Here is a 26,365-nt window from a genome sequence, read left to right as displayed (position 1 = left end):
CAGATATGTAGGATTACTTATGCGGCCAGTAAGTAAAACTGCTGTGCATGAGTGTATCCGACGCCACGGTCTTCCAATTGGCCGTTGGCGATCATATGCATGAGTTCGATGCCGCTCAACAGAATCCGAGCGCAACGAAAATTCTTGAAGCCGAGCATAGGCCGTGTGCGTCGCTTGATCGCCCGATGATCTTGCTCGACAATATTGTTCAGATACTTGTTCTGGCGAATCTTGATCGGTGTTTTCCGCTCCGCGTTGAGAGCATCCAGCGCGGCGAGGTTCGCACCGCTCTTATCAATTGTCACCGTCTCCGGTTCGCCGTTTTGCTCGATTGACTTTTCGAAGTAGCGCCTCGCTGCAGTCTTGTCACGATGGGCAACAGCAGAAAATCTACCGTGTTGCCCTCCTTGTCGACTGCGCGATACAAGTACTTCCACTGCCCGCGGACTTTGATATACGTTTCATCCATCCGCCAGCTCCGACCGACGGCTTTCTTGTGACGGCGAAAGGCCTTCTCGAGGACCGGCAATACTTTGATGGCCCAGCGGTGCACAGTTGAATGATCGACCGATTCCGCGCTCCGCCATCATCTCTTCCAAATGCCGAAGGCTCAGCGGATACGCCACGTACCAGCGCACGCACGTCAGCATCACGTCGAGCGGATAATGCAAACGCTTGAGCACCGCGGCCAAGGCTGAATTTAGAGTCGTCATCGAGCATTCGATCGTCCGTATTGACAGGCGCATGATACCCGACGCTTACTGCGACAAAGCCCGAAGGGCCCCGTAGATAGCGGTCACTGTTGGAAGGGCATCGACGCGCCGCATCGGACCACCCGCAAGCTTGCAAGCATCAAAGCTCAGGTCTTGCAAGGTCGGCGCGAACAACGTCGTCACCTCTTTGGCGGGCGGCGGTAACAGCAGCATTTTTAGTAGGATACGGGCCGATGACCTCCGCACCATCGAACGGGTAGAGCAAACGACTGTCGGTTAGACGTACTACCTTGAGGGTTCCGTAATATCCCCCGGCGACGCTCCCGCGATACGACGCGTAGACAGCGAAATCTTCCTCGGTCGAGCCTGCGGCGGGCGCGACCGTTCGGGTTGGGTACAAAACAAGTTTTGGGCGCTTTCCAGTGATGTGCGTCATCGAATTGGATGCTTTGGCTGTTGCCTTTAGTATTGCGATGCTATCTAAGGGGTGAATCGTCCGTAATGGCTACGTTCCGTACGGCACTTCTCTCCGGGAAGGTCCGCAGAGAAGCCAGCCGGCAACGAAGGGTTCTTGACGCCCAGCGGTGCTTTCAACAAACTTGGCTACGTCGGTGGTTCATCGAAGGCCGTGCGATGCGATCAACGTGTCGCGCTACCGATACTGCTCCAAATACCTTCTCATATTGCCGCCAAAGCGGCGCGAGGGCTTACTCATGACAGAAATGCCCACTCATACGCGGGGTGGAAATCTATCCACTCCCATCTCGCCCCAATCCACCACGTCCCATCCTACCCGCTTGCGGGACTTAGTACAGTTAAGTTTGAAATCGCACTCGGCCTGGAAAGGTGGCTTCGCTCGTTCGGACGGTTCTTTGAGATTTTTAAGTGGAGCGTCCGAGGCAATCATGCTGCCGATTTGATCGCTGGCAGCGACGCGAAGTATGCCTCATCCGGCGTCTGATCCGCCAAGCTCGAATGGGGCCGTTTCCGGTTATATAGCTCGATGTAGTCGCCGATGGAGCGCCGGGCGTGGCTGACCGACTCGTAGGCCCTCAGGTACACTTCTTCGTACTTGATGCTGCGCCATACGCGCTCGACGAACACGTTGTCGCGCCAGGCGCCTTTGCCGTCCATCGACAGCTGCACGCCGCGCTCAAGTACGGCGTCGGTGAACGCGGCCGCCGTGAACTGGCTACCTTGATCGGTGTTCACGATGTCTGGCAGCCCGTAGCGGGCGAATGCTTCTTCCAGCGCCTCCACGGCATGTATCGCCTCCAGCGTGATGGCCACCCGGTGCGCAAGAACCTTGCGACTCGCCCAATCTACTACCGCCGTCAGATAGACGAAGCCACGCGCCATGGGAATGTACGTTGTGTCGAGTGCGAAGACCTGATTGGCGCGCTCGATCTTCATGCCGCGCAACAGGTACGGCCAAACCTTGTGCTGCGGGTTGCGTCGGCTCGTGTTGGGCTTGCAGTAAAGCGCTTTCACACCCATACGCTTCATGAGCGTGCGCACGCGACGGCGACCCACCCCATGGCCTTCCGGCGCAACAGACGGACCAGCATTCGCGCTCCGGCGAACGGAAACTCCAGGTGCAGCTCGTCGATCCGGCGCATCAAGTTCTGGTCGGCCTCGCTGACCTGCCGCGGCCGATAGTACGCACTCGATCTGGCAATGCCGACGAGCTTTGCTTGCTGCGACACCGGTAACTGATGGCCACGGTCAATCATCGCTTTGCGCTCAGCAATCCCGCCTTGTTGAGCGCGCCGCTTAAAAAATCATTTTCCAGAGAAAGCTGGCCGATCTTGGCGTGTAGGGTCTTCACGTCTACCGGCGGCTCGTTCGATACCACGCCCGCCGTTCCAAACACGTCGGCCGCACGCTCCTGCAGTGCTGTTTCCATTCCGTGATCTGGTTCGGGTGCACATCAAACTGCTGCGCTAGCTCGGCCAGCGTGCGCTCGCCTTTGACTGCCGCCAGCGCCACTTTCGCTTTGAACGCCGCTGAGTGCGTGCGTCGGGTTCTCTTCGTCATGTTCTCGGTTCCTTTGCCTGCATTATCGCTGGCTAAGCCCCGGGCGTTCCACCTATCCCGCTGTCCGAATTCGCGCGGCCACCTCTCTCCGACCGACCTCAGTTTGCGTTTCGCGACGCGCTGTTTCCCCGTGAAGCCTACCGACGGACCTGGGAGAAGCTGGAGACGCAACTGACGCAACGCCAGGCATGCAAGACGATCGTAGGGCTGCTCGAACTCGCAGGACATCACGGCGTTGAGGCGTTGCTGGCCGAGCGCCTCGACGCCTTGCTCGAAGTAGGCGAGCTGCCCGATCTGAAGCAGTTGCGCGATGAATTCGCGCCGCGTCAGGCCCGATGTCCCGAGGTGGTAGTCGAAATGCCGCCCGTCGCGGTCTATGACGAGCTTCTCGACAAGGTGGCAGCATGAACGCGCCTGCCCATGACAACGGCCGTCTGTCCCTGATGTTGAACGAGTTACGTCTGCCGACCATCGGCAGGTTATGGCCCGAGTTCGTTGAGCGCTCTGATAAGGAAGGCTGGCCGGCTACGCGATTGCTTGGGGCGCTGCTTGAGCACGAACTGGCCGAACGTGCCAAACGACGCATCGAGCGGCATCGTACCGAGTCACATCTTGATCCGACCAAGACGCTGGCCACCTTCGACTTCAGCATGGTGCCAATGGTCTCGAAAGCGCATGTCACGGCACTGGCGACCGGAGATTCGTGGCTGGAGAAAGGTGCCACGATTCTCCTGTTCGGGCCCCCCGGTGGCGGCAAAAGTCATTTAGGTTCAGCCATCGGACACGCTTTAATCGAAGTCGGCTATCGAGTGCTGTTCACACGCACGAGCGAGCTCGTCCAGAAACTCCAGGCTGCGCGTCAGAGCCTGCAACTTCCATCCGCGCTCACGAAGCTTGATCGGTTTGATCTCATCATCCTGGACGACCTGTCGTACGCGCGTAAGGAGCAGGCCGAAACCAGTGTGCTGTTCGAACTGATCGCAGAGAGGTATGAGCGTAAAAGTCTTCTCATAACGGCCAACCAGCCATTCTCGGGATGGAATGACGTGTTCCCCGACCCTGGCATGACGGTCGCAGCCATTGATCGGCTCGTCCATCACTCGACGATCTTCGAACTGAATGTTGAAAGCTATCGCCGTCGAAAGGCCAGCGACAAGCAGAGCGCGCGTCGGCGACAATTACCCCACGACAATTACGATGGAGAAGCGACAACTATGAACTAGCCAGCGACAATTACACCCGTCGACCGGCCAGAATAGTTGTCGCTGACCGGCCGTGCCGCTTGACGCTGTCTAAGCCGACGCCCAAGCGACACACGTGGAGAACGTCACTCCGTGCGAAATACATGCACTGCTGCACGCAGCTTTTCCGCCTGATCCTGAAGCAGCCCCGCAGCAGCACTCGCCTGTTCTACGAGTGCCGCGTTTTGCTGTGTGACTTCATCCATCTGGGGGTGCTGTCAATAAAGGGATTTTTTCGTACGCCAAGCGCTCAGGGCGCGCGCCGCGAACGTCGCAGTCCGACCCTCAGGCGCCGTTCACCACCGTATAACTTGAAGGTCGGCTTCACGAGCATTTCCGCCATTCGAGGAGGATTTTCGAAATTCCCGACTCGAGCATCGATCAAACTCGAAAATCGCCACATCGGGCGCGCGATGTTGCAGCGAAGGCTTAACAGCTTAGAGCCAGACGAGAAAGGCAGCGCATATTCACTTGCCCCTGAGTCAGTTCCGCAACGGGTTCGGCAAGTCGCCAAAGGTATGCAGGGTATTGCTCGACCCGAAAGTCCAGGAACGTCCGAACCTCGGAACATACAGAGCGCGAGGTCACACGCTGCCTAATACCCCATCGATCAGGGACAAGGAACCGCTTGAATTCAAGAGGCCCCTTGTCCTGCGCGGCCTTTAGCTCCGAACTCGACGTGCTTATCTCAATCTCAGTACGTCACGGAAGCTCCGCTGCCCGTGAAACTGTGCTGGGTAGGAGAGTCATTCGCATAGTCGCCAACAGCCTGGATGATGTTCACGATCTGCTGCGGCAGCCGGCCGCCGCTGATTGCGGTCATTTCAGTACGATCCATCTCAACGACTACGGGGATGTCTTTGATAATCAGCGTGCTCATTTCGCTTCTCCAAGGGGATAGATTAGCCAGTCGGGAGTGTTCGGAGCTTGGTTCAAGGACGCCGGCACTCCTTGATGGGAATCAAGGCAAAGTCCGTACCAACCCGGTGGCGCCGCGCTACACCACATCGCATGACTTGAATACGTTGGCTTTTGGATCTCCAGTGGCAATTCTTGACCACACGTGGGCGCGCGTCGTGGGTGGCTCAGACCCAACACTCCGTCTGACGTTGTGCGCTAGACGGCGACACGTGCAAGCACAAGGGACCGAAATTACGGTGAATTTCCCGTCTAGGCCTACTGCACAGAGCGCGGCTTCGTCGGGCTCGTTTTCCCGCAGCGCGAGTGACCGTTGACGAACCTGTAACCGCCATCGACGCCCATGAACAACGGAAGAACGAGGCGAATGACCGTCGCTTTCTGGCCGACTAGCGCCTTGTGGTCGGCTGCACCGGACCCGATGCGAATCTTCGTGATATTACGTGTGCGACCGTTGCGGCTCCACGTGCTGCCGATGCGGTGAGTTCATCGGCCGCAGTATTTCCTGACCACCGTCGGTGGCCATGGCCTCGGACGCCGCACCTCGGTTGCGAATCTCACCAAGCCTGAACTCCACAGGTGGACCCAGCGCGTCGGGACTCAGTGATATTGCGTACAGCAAGGCTCAATCATCGGGCGACGAGCTGGTCTTACCTGTGCTCGAATCGGCTAAAGTCCCGCGATTGCCAGTCGTTATACCGATCTAGTAGTCGCTTCAGTACGCATGAAAAAGAAAGCGGCGATTTCTCTGTGAAGTTCCTAAAAGACACCTCCATATGCTGGTCGGCAGCTATAACTTGACGCTGGTCGTCGCGTCCATAATGGTTGCTGTGTTGGCGTCCTACACGGCCTTGGACATGGCCGGGCGCATCACGACTGCGACCGGAAAGGCGTCCCACTGGTGGCTGGCGGGTGGTGCAGCCGCGATGGGCCTCGGCATCTGGTCGATGCATTTCGTCGGCATGCTCGCGTTCACGTTGCCCATTCCGATCGGCTACGACACGGCGCTTACAGCGCTGTCCCTCCTTATCGCGATGGCGCTTTCCGCGTTTGCCCTCTGGGTGGTCTGTCAGCCGACGTTGCCCTGGAGACGACTAATAGTTGGCGCGGTCGTGATGGGGGCAGGTGTCGCGTCAATGCACTACACCGGTATGGCCGCAATGCGGATGGAACCGGGCATCACTTACGACCCACTACTTTGGGTTGCGTCCGTGCTAATCGCGATCGCCGCATCCGGCGCCGCGCAGTGGATCGCTTTCAACCTTCGCCGCGACGGCCGCCGCACGCGTATGCTCAGGCTGGGCGCCGCAGTGCTAATGGGCGCCGCCATTGCCGGCATGCACTACACGGGCATGTTCGCTGCGGAGTTTGCGGCCGGCAGTGTGTGCAGCGCGGTGCGCGACGGCGTCAGCAGCGTGTGGCTCGCGCCGGTGATCATCGTCGTGACGATCGCCGTACTGTCTATCGCGCTGATAACGTCGATCCTCGACTTGCGGCTGGAATCACGCACGGCGGTGCTGGCCGTCTCGCTCGCGCAGGCCAATGAGGAGCTTACCTATCTCGCTCTGCACGACACCCTGACAAAACTTCCAAACCGCTTGCTGCTGGAAGACCGCCTTAACCAGGCCATTAGCGCGGCGGATCGCGAGGACGCCTGTTTTGCGCTAATGTTCCTCGACCTCGACGGCTTCAAAGCTGTCAACGACGCCTATGGCCACCACATCGGCGATCTTCTGCTCATTGATATCGCGCAACGCATCCAGAAATCGACCCACCGGGACAACACTGTCGCACGCCTAGGGGGAGACGAGTTTGCGCTCATCGTGCGCGTTGCTGAAGCGGCCGACGCCGGAGCGCTGGCTGCAGACCTGCTGCGGTCGATAGACGCTCCGGTGCACGCCGGCGGTCATGAACTACGAGTGTCGGGCAGCATCGGAATCTCCATGTTTCCGGGTGACGGCCACAACCCACACGAGCTCCTTTCGGCCGCAGACGCTGCAATGTACTCGGCCAAAGCATCTGGCCGGGCGACGTTCTGCTACTTTGAAGCATCGATGCAGCAAAACGCCCAGGTGCATTTGCAGTTGCTGCAAGAATTGCGCAAGGCCGTCTCGCGTAACGAACTTGTGCTCCATTACCAGCCGAAATTCCAAGCCCCGCACGGTCCGGTGCTCGGCGCGGAAGCATTACTACGCTGGCAGCACCCAACGCGTGGTCTATTGCCGCCGGGCGATTTCATTCCAGTCGCCGAGAAGAGCGGCCTCATCCTGTTGATCGGCGAATGGGTGCTCGACGAGGCCTGCCGGCAGATGCGAGCCTGGGTGGACCTCGGCAACACGGGCTGGACGATGTCGGTCAATCTATCGCCACTACAGTTTAGCCATACCGCGCTCGCGCAGACAGTGGCAGACACGCTTGCGCTCCATCGGCTCGACCCTCACTACCTGATGCTCGAGATCACTGAGTCAACGGCGATGCGCGACGTTGAAGCAAGTCTTGCAACGCTCGAGAAGTTAAAGGCGATGGGCGTAAGAATATCAATCGATGATTTTGGCACTGGTTATTCGAGCTTGCTTTACCTGAAGCGGCTGCCGGCATCTGAGCTGAAGATCGACCGAGGATTCGTGCGCGACGTCGCGAGCGACTCCGAAGACGCTGCAATCGTCTCGGCGATTATTGCTCTCGGGCGCGCGCTATGTTTGTCGGTCGTAGCAGAAGGAGTAGAGACCAAGGAGCAGCAAGATTCGCTGACTGAGCTCGGTTGCAACTCGTTGCAGGGTTACCTGTTAGGACGGCCGATGGTTGCCGCGCAATTTCTCGATGCAGCGGATGCGCTCACGAGCACGCATGCCTGAGCAGGCTCCAGTTACGTCTGCCCGCGCTGGCTAAACCGATTGACTCCCGACCGTATGAGCCGATTTCGCCCCATTGTCAACCTTGAAACGTCCGGCACCTCTGCGGAAATTTTCAAGCTAGTTGTCGCCTCAACGAATAATTTCAGGCTGCCTTTCTCTCCTGGTTAGGGCGTCGTGGGGTACCGCCCTGGTTATCGATTCGATCCGGGTTCAGGTGCACAGCATCGACGCGTTGCCAGTTGCGCGTTGGGCCTTTCCACCGAAGCGGATTGCGTTGCCGGGCGTACTCGTAGAGCGCCGCGCGTCGATCCAGAATGTCCTGATCGAGGTTGGCATGACGCTGCGCCGGCGTGACGAACCGGATCGCGCTGTGACGATGCTCCTCGTTGTACCAGCGCACCAGTGCGCCCACCCACGTGCGCGCGGCAAACAGGGTATCGAATGCCTTGAGCGGATAAGCAGGTCGATACTTTAGGGTCTTGAACAACGACTCGGAGTAAGGGTTGTCGTTGCTCACGCCCGGGCGACTCAGCGACGGCATGACGCCCAGCGCCTGAAGGGTGGCAAGCATCGTCGCGCCTTTCATCGGGCCGCCGTTGTCCGAATGCAAAATCACCTGGGCGGGCTGTATCGCTTCGCGCGCGCAGAGGTCCTTGAGGACTTCGCTGGCCAGCACGCTGCTTTCCTCGGCATACACCTGCCAGCCGACAATTTTGCGACTGAACACGTCGAGAAACAGATACAAGTAGAAGTACTGCCCACGAACCGTGGTCGGCAGATACGTGATGTCCCAGCTATACAATTGGTTCGGTGCATCGGCGCAAACCGAACGGGGTTTGCTGCGTGCCTGTGCCGGCCGTTCGCTGCGCCGGTGTGCGAGTTGCTTCTCGGCCTTCAGGACCCGGTAGAACGTCGATTCGGAGGCGATATAGCGTTGCTGGTCTGCCAGTCGAGGCACGATCTGGCTTGGCGGCAGATGACCGAATTCGGGCGAGTTCGCGATCGCCAGAAGCTCGGCGCGTTCGTCGGCAGAGAGCTTGTGACGCGGCGCGTGATGCCGTAACGAGCGCCCGTCCACCGCGTCAGGTTCGCCGCGCTGCCAGCGCTGAACCGTTCGAGCACTGAGCCCTAGAATGCTGCACGCACGCGCCTGGCGAGCCCCGGCCAGGGTCGCCTCGCTGATCAGGTCGATCAATGCCTTGCGCTCTTCAGGGACCGTCATTCGGCCTCGCCCCCGAACAGCGCACGGTGCTTTTTTTGCAGCACCAACAGCGCCGCAGCTTCAGCCAGCGCCTTCTCCTTGCGTTTGAGTTCGCGCTGCAGCTCGAAATTGGCCTGCTTCAGATCCCGGACTTCCGTGGCGCTCTCGCGCCGACTACCGGTTCCACCGACCGTGCAAAAATCCGCTCGCCACTGCGCGAGATGATGTGCGAACAGGCCGCGCTCGCGACACCAGCTGTTCAACGCTTCGTCGACCAACCCGTGGCTCTCCTGCAAGGCCATCAGCCGTTCTTCCAGCGACCAGTCTTCCGGACGTCTTGCGTGTTCGGAGCCCGAGCTCCGCTTCGCGGCGGCGGCGCCTCTCATCCACTTCCTTAACGTCAGTACGTTCACGTTCAATTCGTCGGCCACTGCTCCAACCGTTCGGGGGCCGCGCTGCAGGACCTTCGACAGCGCCTGTTCCTTAAATTCAACAGAATACGTTTGTTTCGCCTTCACCCTGTACCTCTGACTCTTCTCGATAAGAAAGTTCAGAGGCGACAACTAGTCTGACGCCGGGGGACTTCAGCGCTGTGCCAATGGTCTCGAAGGCTCATGTGACGGCGCTGGCCACCGGCGAGTCATGGCTGGAGAAAGGCGCCACGGTCCTCCTGTTCGGCCCACCTGGGGTCGGGAAAAGTCATCTAGGTTCGGCCATCGGACACGCCTTGATCGATGCTGGCTACCGCGTGCTGTTCACGCGCACCAGCGAGCTCGTTCAGAAACTGCAGGCGGCACGCCAGAGCCTGCAGTTGCCTTCAGCACTGGCCAAGCTCGACCGCTTCGACCTCATCGCCCTCGATGATCTGTCGTACGCGCGCAAGGACCAGGCCGAGACCAGCGTGCTGTTCGAACTGATTGCGGAGAGGTACGAGCGTAAAAGTCTTCTCATATAAGTTATTTGGAATTGGATTCGTGCTACGGTAGGCCAACGTTTTTTGTTCGTGTGGCACGCTGGGGGGCCTGAAACGAGATCACGCAGGGTTATCCACGGGGCCGCCGCCCGCTTCTCTATAGCGAGAGGCGAGCGGCCCGGTGGATAACCCGTGCCGAAGGCGATGCCGCTTTTACCTGCTCGTGCTGAATCGTCGTGGTGACGGGGCGGCATCCCTCGCGAGAGGAGCAAATCATGGCTGCCAGCAGCGCTGTCGTCGAACCGGTCTGGGAACGGTATCCGCTAATCGCCTCGAACTCTTACGCTCGACGATGGATACAGAGTTGCGTGATGCTTGGTCTGGCAAGGCTGCCGCGCGTCAAACAACATGAGAGCAGCGCGTCAATCAGGATGAGAGTACTGGCGTTGCGGCAGCGGTGAAGGGCGTAGCCTGGAACCGCTGCCGCAACGCCGCGCCGAGGAGTCCGCCCCGCTGCCGGGGCGCTTTATCGGTGGTCGCGGTAAATCGGGTATGAACAGCTCTTTCGTGTAGCGAACGGAGGCTGCGTTGCCCGGCCGACACATCAACGACCATCAGATGAGGCTCTACATGAAGTACAGACTCAAGGAAGGACCGGCTCAAGCGGCTGCGCGCGCCGGGTTCAGCGCCGCCACGGGGTATCGCATCGATCAGGACCGGCGACTGCCATCACAGAAGAAGGCGCCACGTGCGCGTCGTCGTCCCGATCCCTTGGCGGCAATCTTCGACACCGAGATCGTGCCGCTGCTCCAGTCCGCTCCCGGCATTCGACCGATAGCCGTGCTGGACGAGATGCTTCGGCGCCATCCCGACCTCCCGGGCAACGTGCGCCGCACTCTGGAGCGCCGTATTCGCGACTGGCGTGCACTCCATGGCGAGGAGCATGACGTTATGTTCCGTCAAGTACACGAACCCGGTCGTCTTGGGTTGTCCGACTTCACCGAGATGGACAGCCTAAGCATTACCGTGGCGGGTCTCGCGCTTGACCACCGCCTCTATCACTTCCGGCTGGCCTGCTCGGGCTTCGAGCACGCTCACGTCATTCTCGGCGGCGAGAGCTTTGTCGCGCTGGCTGAAGGGCTGCAGAATGCCATCTGGGCACTCGGGGGCGCGCCGCGCGAGCACCGCAGCGACAGCCTGTCGGCGGCGTTCCGCAATCTCGATGCCGACGCGCGCAAGGATCTGACCACGCGTTATGACGCTCTGTGTGCCCACTACGGCATGCAGCCCACACGCAACAATCGTGGCGTTGCCCACGAGAACGGCTCCATCGAGAGCCCTCATGGCCACCTTAACAGGTTGCTGAAATACAGGTGCTTACGACGCAGCTTTGGTCTGTCGCCGCGGCCTTTGCCGCGATTTTTCGCAGTGTGCAATTTCAACGCGAATTCACCGTCTTTTTCGACGGTTTGAGGCCGATTGTTGGCCTCGTGACTACTCATTGCGCCACTATGGGCGGACTTGTCCCAGTGACCGCATGCGCACGAGGTTATAGGCGGCCATGTTCAACACGAACATCTGGTCAACCTTCTCCAAACTACGCACCATCACTTGGCGCATGCGCCCCACGGTCTTGGCCCACCCGAAGCCTTGTTCGATCAACTTGCGCTTTCGCTGCGAAATGGAATAGCCCAGGCTTGATGCAATCGCGTCGGCCACCGCTGAACGCCGCCCAGAAGTGTTTTGCGCAACGTGCGGGGTGACCTTCATTTGCTGGCAGGCTTCAATGAATTCCTGTGCGTCGTAACCCTTGTCTGCACCCAGCGTGATTTCTGCGTTCGCATCTTCTGCCGCTTGCCGCGCATCGTTGATCATGATCTTGGCCGCTTCACGCTCGGCATGCCCATCAGCGTGTGTCACGCGAGCGTTGACCACCAGGCCGTGCCGATTATCGGTCAGCGTATGGCCCATGTACCGCAATTGGCTGGCCGTTTTGCCTTTGCGATAGAGCCGCGCATCAGGATCAGTCTTGGACTGATGCGTCTCGTTGCTGCGCTTGCTGCCTTTGAAGTCGCCCGCGCTGCCGTCATCGTTGTCCTGATCGTCACGGTCCTTGCGCACGAAGCTCTTGTGGCCCGCCCACGCCTGAATCAAGGTGCCGTCCACGCTGAAGTGCTCACCTGAGAGCAGGTCCTTCTTCTCGGCAATGGCCACCACTTCGTTGAAGAATTTGATGACCGCGTCGTGCTTGATCAACCGCTCGCGGTTCTTCGTGAACACGGTGGGCACCCACACCACATCATCCATTGCCAAGCCGACGAACCAGCGAAACAGGAGGTTGTATTGCACCTGCTCCATCAATTGTCGCTCCGAGCGGACACTGTAGAGGATCTGAATCAGCATTGCCCGCAGCAGCTTCTCCGGCGCGATGCTCCGCCGTCCACCTTTTATGTCGACCTCGTACATCTCGGAGAACAGCCGATCCATCTTGGCGAGCGCTTCGTTCGCCATGACGCGAATCGAGCGCAGCGGATGCGACGCCGGAACGAAGTCGTCGAGCTTGCGAAAGGAAAACAAACTCTCAGTGAACGTGTCGGCGCCGCGCATGATCTCCGGGGGGGCAAGTTAGGTCCTTCTATCAACGCTTCAGGCACATCCCGCGATGACCTCTGCGATCAGTATTTCAGCGGCCTGTTAAGAGTGCAGTGCGTGATGCGTTGCTTCTGCGCGGCAGTCACGACTTCGACAATCTCGATTCCTATCGCCGCTTTATCGACGAGATCGTCGGTCGAATCAACGCGCGTAACGGCAAACGCATTGAGCTCGAGCGGGCACTGCTTCAGCCGCTTCCGGTCCAGCGTACGTGCGACTACGAGGAAACGCGCGTGTATGTCACGACCACCTGCGGCTTCGTACTGCGCAAGGTGTTTTATACCGTCCCGTCACGGTTGATCGGCCATCACCTGCGCGTACGGCTGTACGACGACCGGCTGGAACTGTTTCTGGGCGGCACGGCCCTCATGACATTGCAGCGCGGCCGCGCAGGTCCCAACGGCAAGCACGGTCACGTAATCAACTACCGGCACGTCATCCACGCGCTGCGCCGCAAGCCCATGGCGCTGCTCAACCTAGTCTACCGCGATCAGATCTTTCCGCGCGAGGCGTATCGATTGACCTTCGATCGCCTGCTTGAGCAGCTTGCGCAGCGCCAAGCATGCAGAACCATGGTTGAACTGCTCGGCCTCGCCCATGAGCACAACTGCGAAGCGCAACTGGCTCAGGCGCTGCAGCAGTGCTTGGACGATGGACAGTTACCCGACCTGGACGCATTGTGTTCTCGTTTCGAAGCGAAGCGCGCGAACAGCATGCCGGAGGTGAACGTCAAACTGGCACCGCTGAGCGACTACGAAGCCCTACTTGATATGGCAACGGAGGTGACGGCATGAGCCTCGACATCGACGCCACACGCCTGTCGTTGCTGCTCAACGATTTGCGGCTGCCTGCCATCAAGCAGATCTGGTCTAGCTTTGCCGAGCGCTCCGATACGGAAGGCTGGCCAGCGGCACGCCTGCTGATGGCCCTGGCCGAACACGAGATCGCCGAGCGCGATCGACGCCGAGTCGAACGTCACCTCAGGGACGCGAAACTGCTACCGGGCAAGACACTGGAGAACTTCGATTTCGACGCAGTGCCGATGGTGTCGCGCGCGCACGTCTCGGCGCTTTGCGCGGGCGACGGCTGGTTGCGTAACGGCACCAACCTGATTCTTCTAGGGCCGAGCGGAGGGGGCAAATCGCATTTGTCGTCGGCGATCGGACTAAGCCTGCTGGAGAAGGGCTGGAAGGTCTTCTTCGCTCGCACTACCGACCTCGTGCAACGGTTGCAGGTGGCTCGCCGCGAGCTCGCGCTGGAGTCCGCCATCAACCGGCTGGATCGCTTCGACCTGGTCATCCTGGACGATTTCGCCTATGTCAGCAAAGATCAGGCAGAGACGTCGGTGCTGTTCGAACTCATCAGCGCCAGGTATGAGCGACGTTCCCTTTGCATAACAGCCAACCAGCCGTTTGGCGAATGGGACAAGGTCTTCCCCGACCGAGCCATGACAGTGGCCGCCGTCGACCGTTTGGTCCACCACTCGACCATCTTTGAGTTGAACGTCGAAAGCTACCGTCGCCGTACTGCCCTGCAGCGCAAGCAGCACGGACCGGGGCGCCCGGCCAGTCGAGCGACACCAAAGAACGTCGGCGTGCCAGCTACACAGGAGCATCAGCACGGCATCGATCTCACCGAATAACCCGCTAATCTCATCCTGATTGACGCGCGGCTCGCAGGCAAAGCGAGCCCGCGTCAATCAACCCCGTCATCACCCTCCACGCCACCACATTCTCATCCTGATTGTCGCGCAGCCAGAATAACCGCGGCGTCGCCATTACACAGCTATCCTCATTGACTGGTCGCTACAGCTTGATTGTCGCGCGACACCCGCACGCCCGCGTCAATCAACGCCGCGCGTCAATCAACAAACGCTTGCCAGCGCCAATCAACATCGGCATCATCATTTCTGCCGCGACATTCTCAACTTGATTGTTGCGCGTCTCTCATCCGAATTGTCGCGCCACACAGATGCACGATGCAGGTCTGGATCTGGGCGGCCGGATAGACTGCCTCGATCGCTTCGGGGAAGCCGCGCAAGCCGTCAACCACCGCGATCAGGATGTCGTGCAAGCCGCGGTTCTTCAGTTCGTTGAAAACCTTCAGCCAGAACTTGGCGCCCTCGGTTTGCTCGATCCACAAGCCCAGCACTTCCTTGCGACCGTCGGCGCGGATGCCCAGCGCCAGATAGACCGCCTTGTTCCTGACCGTGCCTTCGTCGCGGATCTTCAGGCGCAGCGCGTCAAAGTACACGATCGGATACATGGCCTCGAGCGGGCGTTGCTGCCACTGCTCGACCTCGGCCAGCACCTCGTCGGTGACCGTGGAAATCAGATCGGGCGACACCTGCAGCCCGTACAGCTCCAGCAAATGGCCCTGAATCTCGCGCACGCTCATGCCGCGCGCATACATGCTGATGACGTGGTCATCGAAGCCCGGCAGTCGGCGTTGATACTTGCCCACCAATTGCGGCTCGAATGTGGCTTGCCGGTCGCGCGGAATATCCAGCATCAATTCGCCATTGGGCGTGAGCACCGTCTTGGGGCTGGTGCCGTTGCGGTGGTTACCGGACTGGCCTTGCTCGGTCTCGGCTTCCAGATGGTGGCTCAACTCGGCTGCAAGCATGCGCTCGGCCAGCTGTTTCTTGAGTTGGCCGGCCAGACCTGATTCGCCCAGGACCGCCTCAGCATCCTTGCCTTGCACCTGGGCCAGCAACTGGTCGATCAGCCCGCGACAAACAGCGTCGTCTCGCCTCGAATATCTCGCGATGCCGAGTCTCGTTCAGCCTGCGACGTAACACCTCGGCACACAGAAAATCTGACAGGCTCCTTCGCCGTTCGCGGTCGAGAGTCTACCGCTCACGAGCACATCGCTTGGTTCTCCATCTTCAGCAGACGCCAGCGGTCGAACACACGCCGTCCGCGCACGAGCCGGATGCAATCGTGCGCGGCAAGATCTGCGAGTGTGCGCGGTATGCCATGTCGCGCGAGATAGTCAGGCCATCCGACGACGATGCGCCTGCTCGACAAAAGTTTCTTCGCGATCACGCCCGTATCTGCCGGCAAGCCGATACGCAACGCGACATCTAGGTTGTCGTCGATCACGTCGAGGCCCACAACCCGCGGATATCAGCGTGATTCACCGTCGGCCTTACTGCTACGTCGCCCTCAGGAAATTCCTTTGCCTATGGAAAAGCCAAAGACGCAGATATCGCGATTGACACGGAAAGTCATATCAGCGACTTGGCTGGGCCAGTTCCTGATTCGCGCGCGCGTGAGGCATGATGGTGCTGTCGCGGTCCTCGGCCGGTGCGATCCAGTTCACGCCTCGGGGCGTCGCACCGGGTCAACTGTCGGCGCATCCCCTCCGGCAGCGTGTGGATCGTCTATGATGACTGTGCTGCAGACGGACGTCGCGACTACGCATAGATACACCGGCCCGGCCGCGTGTCTCTGCCCCACATTCTGCTTAGCGGACTGCGGCCAGCCGCTCGCCGATTACTTTGCCGCTTTCTGCCCCACCCGACCTACGATCGTCAACGACGACGACTCTTTTCATGCACGATCATCAATCGCCTAGCAACGCGCTGAAACAAACCCTTAGAAAAAGTGGCATTGATGCGATAGGCCATGCCGGCTGGGGAACGCACTTCTGCCACTTTTACGAAACGCGGCAGGATCTGATCGACATGCTAGTCCCGTATTTTGAGGCAGGGCTGCGCGACAACGAAAGCTGTTTGTGGGTTGCGTCCGACCCAATCGGCGTGGAGGAGGCGGAGACGGCACTGGTCGAGGCATTACCCGATTTCAAAGATTACCTGACGCGCGGACAGATCGCGTTCAAGCCAGCATCCGACTGGTACTACCCGGACGGCACGTTTCGCGCCAACCATGTCCTCGCCGAATGGGTGCGGCACGAGCGTGAGTCGCGCGCGCATGGCTTCGAGGGGCTGCGGGTAACCGGTGACACGTTCTGGTTGGAGCGCACCCGTTGGCACGACTTCGCCGACTACGAGGCCCACCTGAATCGAACACTGGGGCAGTACCGCATTATCTGCGTTTGTTCTTACTGCATGGACCGCTGCACCGCGTCGGACGTGCTGGATGTATGCAACACGCATCAGTTCGCACTTACACGGCGAAATAGCGTCTGGCAGCTCGTGCAAAGCGATTCGCTCGCCGCGGCGCGCTCGGAGCTTGAGCGCGCGAATGCGGAACTCGAAGCTCGCGTTGACGCCCGCACGCGCGACCTGGAAGTCTTGCTGAGAGAGCGGGATGAGTTCCTATCGATGCTGAGCCACGAACTGCGCAATCCACTCGCGCCGATTGAGAGTGCGATCGAGGTGATTCGCCGTTCTGTACCCGAACAAAGTCCGGCGGCGGCGGCGAGCAATATCGTCAAGCGCCAGGTGCGCAACCTTTCGGTCATTCTCAACGATCTGCTCGAGGCGGACCGAACGGTGCGTGGATTGTTTTCAATCGACCCAGTGCCGGTCGAACTGTCGGCGATCATCGATGAGGCTGTCGATGCAATACGTCCTGCGGCCGCGCAGAGCGGACAGACCGTGACAATCAATGGACTCGACCGTTCGGCGACGATTGCGGGGGACCACGTGCGCCTCAACCAGGTGTTCGTCAACTTGCTGAACAATGCGACGACTTATGCGCCGCCGCACGGCCACATCGATGTTTCGATGGTCGTGGGCGACGGTGAGGTAAGGGTCTGCGTGAGCGACGACGGCCATGGGGTGGCGGAGCCGCTGCGCGATCGGGTGTTTTCGTTGTTCGTGCAGGGGCCGCGCGAGCTCGACCGCTCGCAGGGTGGGTTCGGCATCGGGCTTGCGGTATCGCGGCAGATTGTCGAGAGGCATGGCGGCTCGTTGACGCTCGAGCGGGCCCGCAGCGGCCGCTGGTCCCGCTTCGTTGTGACGCTGCGGTGCACGCCGCACCTTGTGCCGGCGCAGCCTGCGGCCGATCATACGCTCGCCCGGCCGACAACCCTCAGCCGCCGCATCCTGATCGTGGATGACGAACCGGACATCGTATCTGCGTTGCTAACGCTTTTCCAAATGGAAGGGCATGAGGTCCGTACAGCTTTCGACGGCGAAACCGCGCTGGAGATCGCCAAGACCTTCGCGCCTCAGGTGGTGTTCGCGGACATAGGCATGCCGCGCATGGATGGCTACGAGTTGGCGCGCCGGCTGCGCGCATTGCCCGCGACCGCAAAGGCCACGATAGTCGCCGTCACTGGCTACGGGACGAAGGGCGACCGCGAGCGTTCGGAACGCGCGGGCTTCGACCTGCATCTGGTGAAACCGGTGGCCCCGCCCGCGTTGCTCGGGCTGATCGCTGCCGCAGGCGACCAACTCGGGAATGAATGCTGATGCTGACCATGACGCAAAGCCGAATGGCTCCTATTGCCCAGTCATCTGCCGCTCGGCGACACAAGGGAGCGGCGCTTAACAGGCCGCTGAAATACTGATCGCAGAGGTCATCGCGGGATGTGCCTGAAGCGTTGATAGAAGGACCTAACTTGCCCCCCCGGAGATCATGCGCGGCGCCGACACGTTCACTGAGAGTTTGTTTTCCTTTCGCAAGCTCGACGACTTCGTTCCGGCGTCGCATCCGCTGCGCTCGATTCGCGTCATGGCGAACGAAGCGCTCGCCAAGATGGATCGGCTGTTCTCCGAGATGTACGAGGTCGACATAAAAGGTGGACGGCCGAGCATCGCGCCGGAGAAGCTGCTGCGGGCAATGCTGATTCAGATCCTCTACAGTGTCCGCTCGGAGCGACAATTGATGGAGCAGGTGCAATACAACCTCCTGTTTCGCTGGTTCGTCGGCTTGGCAATGGATGATGTGGTGTGGGTGCCCACCGTGTTCACGAAGAACCGCGAGCGGTTGATCAAGCACGACGCGGTCATCAAATTCTTCAACGAAGTGGTGGCCATTGCCGAGAAGAAGGACCTGCTCTCAGGTGAGCACTTCAGCGTGGACGGCACCTTGATTCAGGCGTGGGCGGGCCACAAGAGCTTCGTGCGCAAGGACCGTGACGATCAGGACAACGATGACGGCAGCGCGGGCGACTTCAAAGGCAGCAAGCGCAGCAACGAGACGCATCAGTCCAAGACTGATCCTGATGCGCGGCTCTATCGCAAAGGCAAAACGGCCAGCCAATTGCGGTACATGGGCCATACGCTGACCGATAATCGGCACGGCCTGGTGGTCAACGCTCGCGTGACACACGCTGATGGGCATGCCGAGCGTGAAGCGGCCAAGATCATGATCAACGATGCGCGGCAAGCGGCAGAAGATGCGAACGCAGAAATCACGCTGGGTGCAGACAAGGGTTACGACGCACAGGAATTCATTGAAGCCTGCCAGCAAATGAAGGTCACCCCGCACGTTGCGCAAAACACTTCTGGGCGGCGTTCAGCGGTGGCCGACGCGATTGCATCAAGCCTGGGCTATTCCATTTCGCAGCGAAAGCGCAAGTTGATCGAACAAGGCTTCGGGTGGGCCAAGACCGTGGGGCGCATGCGCCAAGTGATGGTGCGTAGTTTGGAGAAGGTTGACCAGATGTTCGTGTTGAACATGGCCGCCTATAACCTCGTGCGCATGCGGTCACTGGGACAAGTCCGCCCATAGTGGCGCAATGAGTAGTCACGAGGCCAACAATCGGCCTCAAACCGTCGAAAAAGACGGTGAATTCGCGTTGAAATTGCACACTGCGAAAAATCGCGGCAAAGGCCGCGGCGACAGACCAAAGCTGCGTCGTAAGCACCTGTATTTCAGCAACCTGTTAAGGGTCGATGACGGTCGAGGCGGTCGGCGGACCGATCGTCCGGCGTACCCCGCGCTGCTCATTGAACTTTATCAGGCACCGCTGCCAGCGTCATGCCATCCATTTGGGGTATACTAAACTGTCAGATGGGGGTGTGCGATGGAGACAGATCTGAAAGGTGGCCACGCAAGGTCGCGGGGGGACAAGCCGGCCAAGGCCGCCAGCAAGACGCGCAGCGGAAAATTCCCGGGCGTCCATGACATCAGTGAAGAGTTGCCAATCGCCGTCCGTCGCGGAAGGCCGGCACTAAGGGGGCGCGCGGAGGTGATTGATCTCACGCACTTCGGCGCAGTGTATCGAGTGGACCGGTCCGTACGGATCGACGCGATCAAGCGGGGCGTGAAGGCGGACGATTTCGTTCGTATCGCGCGCTCTATGGCCCGCAGCAAGGAGCAGCTCGGCAAGACCCTTGGCCTGTCCATCACGACCATCGACCGCAAGGCCAAGGCCGGCGAGAAGCTCTCGCCCGAGCAAAGCGAGCGCGTGGTTGGAATGGCGAAGCTGATCGGCCAGGTAGAAACGATGGTCGAAGAGTCGGGCGACCCGACGGGCTTTGACGCGGCCCAATGGCTCGCGCGCTGGCTCGATGAGCCGCTGCCGGCGCTGGACGGAAAGCGCCCAGCCGAGTACATGGACACAGCAGAAGGGCGCGACCTGGTTTCGAATCTGCTGGCGATGGCGCAGAGCGGGGCCTACGCGTGAGCGGTACGGTGATGCTCTGGCGCATTGCGACCGACACACCGGATTACACGGCAGATGACACCACAGGGGCCGGTGCCAAGGCGACGGGCGGACGCTGGAACCGGCCAGGAACGCCCGTGCTCTACACCGCGGGCAGCATCGCGCTGGCGTGCCTTGAAACTCTCGTGCACGTCGGGCTGGGCGAGTTGCCGCTAAACCGGTATCTGGTTGCCATCGAGGTGCCCGAAGACGTCTGGCTGGCGGCGGCGGTGTTTGACACGTCCGGACCGCACGTCGGCTGGGATGCTGTTCCGCATGGCAAGGTGAGCCTCGACGCGGGCGACGCGTGGCTTGCAGGTAGACGAAGCCTGCTGTACAGGGTGCCGTCAGTGATTGTGCCGCAGGAGGCCAATGTCCTCGTGAACCCCGCCCATCCGGACGCGGCGCGGCTGCGCTTCACAAAGGTAAGCCGCTGGACTTACGACAGTCGTCTCACCGCCCGCAGGCAAGCTAAGAAAACCCGATGAACTCGCCCGCGATCGCGGTCCGCTTGGTTTACTTCTCCGGTGCGTCGGTACCTCCTCCGAACGAACGCTAGTCCGATCGTTGGTTGCCGGTCGACGCATGCCGTGATACATGTAGCGTCGCTGCCGACTGCCAGGAATGTAGACAATTCCGTTTGCCTTGCCACTGTGAGGTCGCCTATGAAAGGGTTGCCACAGCAGCGCGCTCAATTCTGTTCGTACATGTTTTGTCTCGATCTGTGCGGTCTTCGCGGCGTGAGCGGGAAGGTGGGCATCTGCAAACGGCAATCGAGACTGAGCAGCGTTGCAGAAAATGCCCTCCGCGTGCATCCTGCGGTGGCAAGGTACGGTAAGTAGCTGATCCCAATTCCGCTACGATAACGACGGCCATTGTTTCCATGGTCTTATGCGGTTAGACGCGGCATCTCCCTTCGGCGACCCGAACGCACAATGAGGGGTACGGTTCATGGTCCAATTGGACGGGGCGACCTGTCGGCCGATACGAAGAGCGCCGCCAGCGACGCCTGCCGATAATTGCCCGCCTCGCGCGTTTCTCGAGGTCGCCGAGTTCGGCAGCGTCATTGTGGCCGCAGAATGCCTGCACCCGACGCAGACGGCCGTGAGCGCGCGCGTTACCGACTGCGCCTTACCTTGCTCGCGGCAGCGTCGACGGAGCGAGGTAATCGATTAACGCGAGGAGCGCCCGGATAGAATGTCCTTTTCGGCAGAACGCGTCGATCTGCGCTTCTCTGCCCTGCTCGATTAGCTCCGTCTCGTTCAGGGACGAGTACGCGATGATCGTACGTTCGCGAAACGGCCTGACCCGCGCATCGCCGACGCCACGGCGAAACCGTGGCTATCGGGCATCTGCATGTCCAGAATCCGTGCGGCGTCCACGCGGACGGCGTTCGAAAGGCGGCACATGCGCCCTCGGCGACAATTGTGCGGAATCCCTCAGTGGCAAGCGCAGCGGCCAAGGCTGCCGCCCCCGCCCTGTCATCACTGGCCCTAGGTAACGTCTCCGCGCGAAGGCATATCGGCGCATCCGCCGTTCCGGACGCTTCGGTTGGTGTAAGAATTAAATAGCCCGCCGTTACAAACGTTCGTCCTTGCCGCAGTCAAGTCGGCACATTCCTTAACGCGAAAGACAACACTTCGCCCTAACGGCCGTTCATAATGACTCGGATTAGGTAAGTGTCTAATGATGAACCTAGCTACCGAGACATGAGCCAATACAAGAGAGACCCCGAAGGCACGCGCCGGAAGATTCTGAAGGCGGCCACGGAACAGTTCACAAGCTTTGGACTTGCCGGAGCGCGCATTGACGCGATTGCATCCGCCGCCGGCGCAAATGAGCGAATGCTCTACTATTACTTCCAGAGCAAGGAAGGGCTGTATGTCGCAGTCCTCGAGGCGATGTATGCGGACTTTGCCAGTCGAGAAGGCAGCCTCAACTTGTCAGGACTGCAACCGTCAGACGCAGTGCGCTCGCTCGCGGGGTCCATATGGACGCATCTTCGAGAAAACCCTCGGTGGCTGCGCCTGATCAATAACGAGAATCTGCATGAGGGCCGGTTCATCGAACGCTCGAGCAAACTTCGGGAGACAATCTCTCCAATCGTTGGGCTCTTCCGCACAACGCTCGCACGCGGGGCAGCTGCCGGCGAATTCCGTGCAGATGTCGATGCGCTGGATTTCTACGTGACAGTCGTCGGGATGGGCTATTACGTGGTCTCGAACCGTTTCACGCTCCGGACGTTCACAGGGCGGGACTACTCAGAACAATCAGCTCAAAACGGAATTTCGGCCATGCATGTTGACATGCTGCTTTCCTATTTGCGTTCGAGGTCGGCGCAGCGCTTTTAACGCTACTGGGTGCCTGCGAGAACGGTGTCGGGCCCGTGACTGCGAGCATTATTACATCAGCTAACGCGGCACCGTCAGCGCCGACCGCCGGTGAGTCGGCTGCGCCCGATCGGTTCAGGCAATGGTTGACCGAGCCAAGGCCGCGCGACAGCCCGTTTAAACGGAGTACGCTGCAGTCGCCGCCATCGAATGTCCGCTCACTCATCGCCCGTCAGCTCTTTCAATGCTTTGTCCGGGAACAACGGTCCCTTGCCAAGGGGGCTACACGGCGTGCGCGCTAGTTTCAGCGACAGCGCAGAGAGCTCGTTCACTTGGTCGTAGGCCCGGCGCCCTTCGGCGAGATACGCGAACTGCGTCATGATGCCGACAACGCTGCGGTTCTGCGTCCTTGCGTACCTGAAAACTTGCATCTCCGAGATTTCGGACTCGACGAATGCGCGCTGAACGCCGTGGGCGGCCAGGATCTCTGCCAAGGCGTCAGGGAACCGAGTGCAAAAGCTGGCCGCCGGAGACAAGGGCATTAACACCGGCAGTAACGTTCGTTCGTTTACAAGCATCGCAACGGGTCGCTTCCATTTCAAGACAGTCGCGTACCAACTGCCAAGCTTGGTAGAACTGCTTCCACCCTCGGTCACTTCGGGCTTCAGGCGATCGAGCAGCTTCTGGGTGCAGTGAAGATATAGCATGATGTGTCCCGGAAGCCGCAGCCCATGCGCCAATATGGCATAGGAGGCGAACGGCGGGTCGACCGCTTTAGCCCCAGGTGACTTGTCCTGTTTGAGACGCAATCAACGGCAACCACGTAACGCAGGAGGGATCTGTACTTAATACTGTGCCAGACTACGCAACTAATGGTGCTTGCCGCACCCACTGCCCAGTTCGGACGTTTCAGGATACCCGATCAGACATTGCGCTTTCGCGAACTCACGCGTGTTGTTTAAGGCTGTGACTAAATGCGCGCGTAGGTTTCGGTGGGCAATGTTTTCAAGGCGGCACAACCGGTCCCTGAAAACGTTCACCCTCCGGACATCGTCCGCGTGCCGCGGCAGCCAGAAATGGGACTTCAACACCGCGACGCGACGCACGTCACCGTTCCGACGGGTCAAATGGGAACGACCTTCAAGCTTCGTCTAGGTCGCCGAACTGCGGCCCAGGAACACGCACTTTCACGGACTGACCTATCGATGACGAGGGGCTCTGAACCGATCCGGCGCACGCTCGGTGGCAGCACAGGCTGCCGGCTTGGCTGCCTAGGCTACCAGTCGACTCGGTGCTTGTCCTCGGTCTCCTGGTGACGCCGATCGTCGTCAACATGCAGGTAGATGCTGGTGGTAGTCAAGGAGGCATGGCCGAGGTTGTCGCGGACCATGCGCAGATCCACCTTTCGGTCGGCCATGTGAGAACCCGCGCTATGCCGCAGCCAATGCGCAGAGGCTTTATCCAACAGGTCGGCGCGCGCTTCAGACTGCTCATCGCGATCACGCAGTCGTGTTGCGGCGCCTGCGAATACCGACTTGACGATCGCGTGCAAGCCCGCGCGCGTCAGCGGCGCACAGGTCTCGCTGGGTCGATTCGGTGCGCTGGCGCCGATCGGCAAAACAAGCGGCGCGTCCTCGGTGGGCGAGGGCAGGGCACTCAGCCCCTCAATGTCCGACCTTCTCTCTGATGACGCCCGTCTGGCGGCCGACATCGACCGACTCAAAGCGGAATTTCCGAAGACCCGCGAGCTCTACCGCGAGGTGTGCGCGCTGCTGTTCTTCCGCTTCGGGGTCGCCCCGACTGCCAATCGGCTCTACAACCTGGTCCGACGCGGCACGATGAGCACGCCGGCCTCGGTGCTGAGCGAGTTCTGGGCGGAGTTGCGCGAGAAAAGCCGGGTGCGCATCGAGCATCCGGACCTGCCGACGGACCTGAGCGAGGCCGCCGGCGAACTGATCGGGGCGCTCTGGACCCGCGCGGCGGCCTCCGCGCACGCCGAGCTGACGCTGCTTCGCGATGAGGTCGAGGCAGCTCACGCCGAAGCCGAGCAGAAGGTCGTCGCCGCGCGCGAGGAGCTCGGGCGGACCGAGACCGCACTCGAACAGCGCACTGCCGCACTGCTCGCGGCGCAGGTCGAAATTCGGGAACTGGAGCGGCAGCAGGCGGTGGAAGTCGCCCGCCGCAAAGCGGTGGAGGCCGAAACCAAGCGCCTGAACGAGGACGCGCTCGCGCGCGAACGCGAACTGGAGAAAGTACGCGACACGTTCTCGCGTGATCTGGAAAAACTCCGGGAGACGGCGCAGCGTGCCGAAGAGCGCGTGCGTGCGACCGAAAAGCGGGCGCTGCTAGAGATCGATCACGAACGCAGGGCCGCCGCCAAGGCGCAGAAAGAAGTGGCCGGGGCGGCCAAGCGCGCGGAACAGCGCGACGCTGAGCATCGGCGCACCGTCGAAGCGCGAGCAACAGCAGGGCGATGCCCGCCATCAGGCGGGCGTATGGCAAGGGCAAGCTCGCCGCGCTTGAGGCGACCTACACGTCGCTGCAAGAACAGGTGATGTCTGAGATTGACCCGCTCCGACGGACAGATTTGCAGTTAAAGATTTGTCGTGGCCCGGCCTCCGTTAAGCGTTGAGTTGCGGGTTGTCCACGGATGGGCAGCGGGTCGCTTCTCACGACCGCGACGCTGCCCGTCGGTGGGCAACTCGCAGGGTGATGCGGTTTTTGTCTTCGCGCTCAGGTTTTCGAATTCGAGCGGTGAACAATAGCCGATGCTGCTATGCAGGCGGCGTACGTTGTACCAGCCTTCCAAGAAGGAGAAGATGCGCCTCCGTGCTTGTTCATGGGTCGCGAAGTGTTCGCGCGCCAGGAGCTCTGCTTCAAGCGTCCCAAAGAAGGATTCGCACATCGCATTGTCGTACGCGTCGCCGGCTGTACCCATCGACGGTTGCACGCCGGCTTCGCGGCAGCGTTTTCCAAAGGCAATGGATGTGTATTGGGCCCCCTGGTCGGAATGCAAAATCACACCCTCATGACGTCGCTGCTGGAGGGCCATGTCGAGCGCGCGCAACATCAGTTCGGTGTACAAGTGGTTCGACATTGCCCAGCCGACGATGCGCCGGCTGAAGACATCAAGCACCACGGCCAGATAGAGAAAGCCTTCTGTCGTCGGAATGTAGGTGGCATCTGCGACCCACAGTATGTTGGGCCCTTCAGCATTGAAGTGCCGGCGCACGAGGTCCGGCGCACGCCGTGCCCCCGCACGCTGGCGCGTTGTACGGGGCCAGCGCCGTCGGCTTGCTCCCCGTAGGTCCGCGATGCGCATCAGGCGCGCGACTCGCTTGCGTCCCACGTGCACTCCCTCGCGCGCAAGTTGCGCATGGATGCGCGGCGCCCCATACGTACCTCGCGAACTCGCATACAGCGTACGAATGCGCGTCAGTAGCTGAGCATCGCTACGTGACCGCCTTGATGGCTCCCGCACCAGCCACGCGTAGTAACCGCTGGTCGAGACTCCCAGCAGCCGCGCCATCGTAGCAATGGGCCAACGGGCCTGGTTTGCTCTCATGAATCCGTATCCTTCGAGGACACGGCTCCTGTCTCGCGGGCGAACCAGGCTGCGGCGTGAGAGAGAATGTCGCGCTCCGTCTTTAATTGCCGATTCTCGCGGCGCAAACGGGAGAGCTCTTGGCGCTCAGCCGTGGTCAACCCCTCCTGACGCACGCCGGCGTCAATATCCGCCTGCGCCACCCAGTTGATTATCGTCTGCACACTAGGCTCGAACTCTCGCGCAAGCTCCTCGGGTGTTCGCCCCGCCTTCACCAGCTCGACTATGTGAGCCCGGAACTCCGCCGGGTACGGTGCTCGATGCTTGCCCATTTTGGCACCCCCTTTTCCAAAGGATAGGTGTCCGTTTTGGCGGGTCAATCTCAGTCCTTGCGCACG

Annotated in this window: 14 protein-coding genes and 10 pseudogenes; 13 read left to right on the top strand and 11 right to left on the bottom strand. The window is 60.4% G+C overall.

Annotation, left to right across the window (positions count from 1 at the left end):
• Positions 1 to 17: 17 nt before the first annotated feature.
• From LDZ27_RS28565 to LDZ27_RS28555, 3 genes and pseudogenes are all read right to left on the bottom strand, one after another.
• A pseudogene (locus LDZ27_RS28565) lies at positions 18 to 713 on the bottom strand (IS6 family transposase).
• A 139-nt stretch (positions 714 to 852) separates the two neighbouring features.
• Positions 853 to 1,149 (bottom strand): DUF6723 family protein, encoded by a 297-nt coding sequence (locus LDZ27_RS28560; RefSeq protein ID WP_244818657.1) that lies wholly within the window; start codon positions 1,147 to 1,149, stop codon positions 853 to 855.
• 467 nt (positions 1,150 to 1,616) lie between these two features.
• Positions 1,617 to 2,750: pseudogene (locus LDZ27_RS28555) on the bottom strand (IS3 family transposase).
• 102 nt (positions 2,751 to 2,852) lie between these two features.
• Between LDZ27_RS28555 and LDZ27_RS28550 the strand changes: the two are divergent.
• Positions 2,853 to 3,158 (top strand): annotated as a pseudogene (locus tag LDZ27_RS28550) (IS21 family transposase); the annotation flags it as partial.
• Positions 3,155 to 3,973 (top strand): IS21-like element helper ATPase IstB, encoded by an 819-nt coding sequence (istB, locus tag LDZ27_RS28545; RefSeq protein ID WP_244818656.1) that lies wholly within the window; start codon positions 3,155 to 3,157, stop codon positions 3,971 to 3,973. The pseudogene LDZ27_RS28550 and the gene istB (LDZ27_RS28545), both read left to right, overlap by 4 nt.
• 712 nt (positions 3,974 to 4,685) lie before the next feature.
• On the opposite strand, the gene LDZ27_RS28540 is transcribed toward istB (LDZ27_RS28545), so the two are convergent.
• On the bottom strand, positions 4,686 to 4,871 hold the full coding sequence (locus LDZ27_RS28540) for a hypothetical protein (RefSeq protein WP_244818655.1): 186 nt from the start codon (positions 4,869 to 4,871) through the stop codon (positions 4,686 to 4,688).
• 814 nt (positions 4,872 to 5,685) lie between these two features.
• On the opposite strand from LDZ27_RS28540, the gene LDZ27_RS28535 reads away from it, so the two are divergent.
• Complete coding sequence (locus LDZ27_RS28535; protein ID WP_244818654.1) at positions 5,686 to 7,764, top strand: bifunctional diguanylate cyclase/phosphodiesterase; 2,079 nt, start codon at positions 5,686 to 5,688, stop codon at positions 7,762 to 7,764.
• Positions 7,765 to 7,906: 142 nt separating this feature from the next.
• On the opposite strand, the gene LDZ27_RS28530 is transcribed toward LDZ27_RS28535, so the two are convergent.
• Positions 7,907 to 9,483 (bottom strand): IS3 family transposase gene (locus LDZ27_RS28530; protein WP_244814132.1). Its coding sequence is split into 2 segments (ribosomal slippage): positions 7,907 to 9,015 and positions 9,015 to 9,483, totalling 1,578 coding nucleotides; the frame shifts between segments, so codons are not numbered across the junction.
• A gap of 62 nt (positions 9,484 to 9,545) precedes the next feature.
• On the opposite strand from LDZ27_RS28530, the pseudogene LDZ27_RS28525 reads away from it, so the two are divergent.
• A pseudogene (locus LDZ27_RS28525) lies at positions 9,546 to 9,917 on the top strand (ATP-binding protein); the annotation flags it as partial.
• Positions 9,918 to 10,496: 579 nt separating this feature from the next.
• Positions 10,497 to 11,264 (top strand): annotated as a pseudogene (gene istA, locus LDZ27_RS28520) (IS21 family transposase); the annotation flags it as partial.
• 123 nt (positions 11,265 to 11,387) lie between these two features.
• Here istA and LDZ27_RS28515 read toward each other — a convergent pair.
• Positions 11,388 to 12,485: an IS5 family transposase gene (locus LDZ27_RS28515; RefSeq protein WP_244818645.1), complete on the bottom strand. Its 1,098-nt coding sequence runs from the start codon at positions 12,483 to 12,485 to the stop codon at positions 11,388 to 11,390.
• 86 nt (positions 12,486 to 12,571) lie between these two features.
• On the opposite strand from LDZ27_RS28515, the pseudogene LDZ27_RS28510 reads away from it, so the two are divergent.
• Together LDZ27_RS28510 and istB (LDZ27_RS28505) are read left to right on the top strand one after the other, a co-directional pair.
• Positions 12,572 to 13,324 (top strand): annotated as a pseudogene (locus LDZ27_RS28510) (IS21 family transposase); the annotation flags it as partial.
• Positions 13,321 to 14,172 (top strand): IS21-like element helper ATPase IstB, encoded by an 852-nt coding sequence (istB, locus tag LDZ27_RS28505; protein ID WP_244815364.1) that lies wholly within the window; start codon positions 13,321 to 13,323, stop codon positions 14,170 to 14,172. The pseudogene LDZ27_RS28510 and the gene istB (LDZ27_RS28505), both read left to right, overlap by 4 nt.
• A 326-nt stretch (positions 14,173 to 14,498) precedes the next feature.
• On the opposite strand, the pseudogene LDZ27_RS28500 reads toward istB (LDZ27_RS28505), so the two are convergent.
• Both LDZ27_RS28500 and LDZ27_RS28495 read right to left on the bottom strand, forming a co-directional pair.
• Positions 14,499 to 15,299: pseudogene (locus LDZ27_RS28500) on the bottom strand (IS256 family transposase); the annotation flags it as partial.
• 89 nt (positions 15,300 to 15,388) lie between these two features.
• A complete protein-coding gene (locus LDZ27_RS28495; protein WP_244818653.1) occupies positions 15,389 to 15,634 on the bottom strand; it encodes a LysR substrate-binding domain-containing protein in 246 nt (81 codons plus the stop codon).
• Between the two features lie 452 nt (positions 15,635 to 16,086).
• On the opposite strand from LDZ27_RS28495, the gene LDZ27_RS28490 reads away from it, so the two are divergent.
• The 5 genes from LDZ27_RS28490 to LDZ27_RS28470 all read left to right on the top strand — a co-directional run bounded on the left by LDZ27_RS28490 (position 16,087) and on the right by LDZ27_RS28470 (position 22,444).
• On the top strand, positions 16,087 to 17,913 hold the full coding sequence (locus LDZ27_RS28490) for an MEDS domain-containing protein (protein ID WP_244818652.1): 1,827 nt from the start codon (positions 16,087 to 16,089) through the stop codon (positions 17,911 to 17,913).
• A gap of 166 nt (positions 17,914 to 18,079) precedes the next feature.
• Positions 18,080 to 19,177 (top strand): IS5 family transposase, encoded by a 1,098-nt coding sequence (locus tag LDZ27_RS28485; protein ID WP_244814578.1) that lies wholly within the window; start codon positions 18,080 to 18,082, stop codon positions 19,175 to 19,177.
• Positions 19,178 to 19,472: 295 nt separating this feature from the next.
• Positions 19,473 to 20,075, top strand: coding sequence for an antitoxin Xre-like helix-turn-helix domain-containing protein (locus LDZ27_RS28480; protein WP_244818651.1), 603 nt, complete (start codon positions 19,473 to 19,475; stop codon positions 20,073 to 20,075).
• Between the two features lie 11 nt (positions 20,076 to 20,086).
• A complete protein-coding gene (locus LDZ27_RS28475) occupies positions 20,087 to 20,581 on the top strand; it encodes an RES family NAD+ phosphorylase (protein WP_244818735.1) in 495 nt (164 codons plus the stop codon).
• Between the two features lie 1,221 nt (positions 20,582 to 21,802).
• The gene (locus LDZ27_RS28470) at positions 21,803 to 22,444 is read left to right on the top strand and encodes a TetR/AcrR family transcriptional regulator (RefSeq protein WP_244818650.1); all 642 of its coding nucleotides are present in this window, start codon (positions 21,803 to 21,805) and stop codon (positions 22,442 to 22,444) included.
• Between the two features lie 197 nt (positions 22,445 to 22,641).
• Here the strand turns inward: LDZ27_RS28470 and LDZ27_RS28465 are convergent, their stop codons facing one another.
• Positions 22,642 to 23,232 carry a hypothetical protein gene (locus LDZ27_RS28465; RefSeq protein ID WP_244818649.1) on the bottom strand — a complete coding sequence of 197 codons (591 nt, stop codon included), beginning with the start codon at positions 23,230 to 23,232 and terminating at the stop codon, positions 22,642 to 22,644.
• A gap of 467 nt (positions 23,233 to 23,699) precedes the next feature.
• Positions 23,700 to 24,086 (bottom strand): annotated as a pseudogene (locus LDZ27_RS28460) (tyrosine-type recombinase/integrase); the annotation flags it as partial.
• 4 nt (positions 24,087 to 24,090) lie between these two features.
• Here LDZ27_RS28460 and LDZ27_RS28455 point away from each other — a divergent pair.
• Positions 24,091 to 24,983 (top strand): annotated as a pseudogene (locus tag LDZ27_RS28455) (DNA-binding protein); the annotation flags it as partial.
• A gap of 180 nt (positions 24,984 to 25,163) precedes the next feature.
• Here the strand turns inward: LDZ27_RS28455 and LDZ27_RS28450 are convergent.
• Positions 25,164 to 26,299 (bottom strand): annotated as a pseudogene (locus tag LDZ27_RS28450) (IS3 family transposase); the annotation flags it as partial.
• Positions 26,300 to 26,365 lie beyond the last annotated feature (66 nt).

The sequence above is a fragment of the Caballeronia sp. Lep1P3 genome (assembly GCF_022879595.1).
GTDB lineage: Bacteria > Pseudomonadota > Gammaproteobacteria > Burkholderiales > Burkholderiaceae > Caballeronia.
The sequence above is the reverse complement of the archived record's forward strand: the minus strand, read 5'-3'. Positions and strand labels throughout refer to the sequence as shown.